The following is a 1,468-nucleotide window of genomic DNA, read 5'->3' on the forward strand; positions in this document are numbered from 1 at the left end:
GTTTTTCACACCCATTATCGTTACTCATGTCAGCATTCGCACTTCTGATACCTCCAGCAAGCTTCTCAACTCACCTTCACAGGCTTACAGAACGCTCCTCTACCGCATCACCTAAGTGATACCCGTAGCTTCGGTGTATGGTTTGAGCCCCGTTAAATCTTCCGCGCAGGCCGACTCGACTAGTGAGCTATTACGCTTTCTTTAAAGGGTGGCTGCTTCTAAGCCAACCTCCTAGCTGTCTAAGCCTTCCCACATCGTTTCCCACTTAACCATAACTTTGGGACCTTAGCTGACGGTCTGGGTTGTTTCCCTTTTCACGACGGACGTTAGCACCCGCCGTGTGTCTCCCATGCTCGGCACTTGTAGGTATTCGGAGTTTGCATCGGTTTGGTAAGTCGGGATGACCCCCTAGCCGAAACAGTGCTCTACCCCCTACAGTGATACATGAGGCGCTACCTAAATAGCTTTCGAGGAGAACCAGCTATCTCCGAGCTTGATTAGCCTTTCACTCCGATCCACAGGTCATCCGCTAACTTTTCAACGGTAGTCGGTTCGGTCCTCCAGTTAGTGTTACCCAACCTTCAACCTGCCCATGGATAGATCGCCCGGTTTCGGGTCTATTCCCAGCGACTAGACGCCCTATTAAGACTCGCTTTCGCTACGCCTCCCCTATTCGGTTAAGCTTGCCACTGAAAATAAGTCGCTGACCCATTATACAAAAGGTACGCAGTCACCCAACAAAGTGGGCTCCCACTGCTTGTACGCATACGGTTTCAGGATCTATTTCACTCCCCTCTCCGGGGTTCTTTTCGCCTTTCCCTCACGGTACTAGTTCACTATCGGTCAGTCAGTAGTATTTAGCCTTGGAGGATGGTCCCCCCATATTCAGACAAAGTTTCTCGTGCTCCGTCCTACTCGATTTCACTGTAAAGATGTTTTCGCGTACAGGGCTATCACCCACTATGGCCGCACTTTCCAGAGCGTTCCGCTAACATCAATACAGCTTAAGGGCTGGTCCCCGTTCGCTCGCCACTACTAAGGGAATCTCGGTTGATTTCTTTTCCTCAGGGTACTTAGATGTTTCAGTTCCCCTGGTTCGCTTCTTAAGCCTATGTATTCAGCTTAAGATACCTAACTTAGGTTAGGTGGGTTCCCCCATTCAGACATCTCCGGATCAAAGTCTGTTTGCCGACTCCCCGAAGCTTTTCGCAGGCTACCACGTCTTTCATCGCCTCTGACTGCCAAGGCATCCACCGTATGCGCTTCTTCACTTGACCATATAACCCCAAGCAATCTGGTTATACTATGAAGACGACATTCGCCGAAAATTTGCTTTCAATCACAAATTTTACCTTAGCCTGAATAAACACCAGTGAAAGTGTTATTCAGTCTATCTTTCTATCACATACCCAAATTTTTAAAGAACGATCTAATCAAAAGATCAGAAATCAACATTCACCATCATTTG

Annotated in this window: 1 rRNA gene; it reads right to left on the bottom strand. The window is 48.2% G+C overall.

The annotated features are described in order from the left end of the window. A 23S ribosomal RNA gene (locus B347_RS0106855) occupies nt 1-1,277 on the bottom strand; the annotation flags it as partial. Nucleotides 1,278-1,468 lie beyond the last annotated feature (191 nt).

The sequence above is a fragment of the Pseudomonas psychrophila HA-4 genome (assembly GCF_000282975.1).
Taxonomy (GTDB): Bacteria; Pseudomonadota; Gammaproteobacteria; order Pseudomonadales; family Pseudomonadaceae; genus Aquipseudomonas; species Aquipseudomonas psychrophila_A.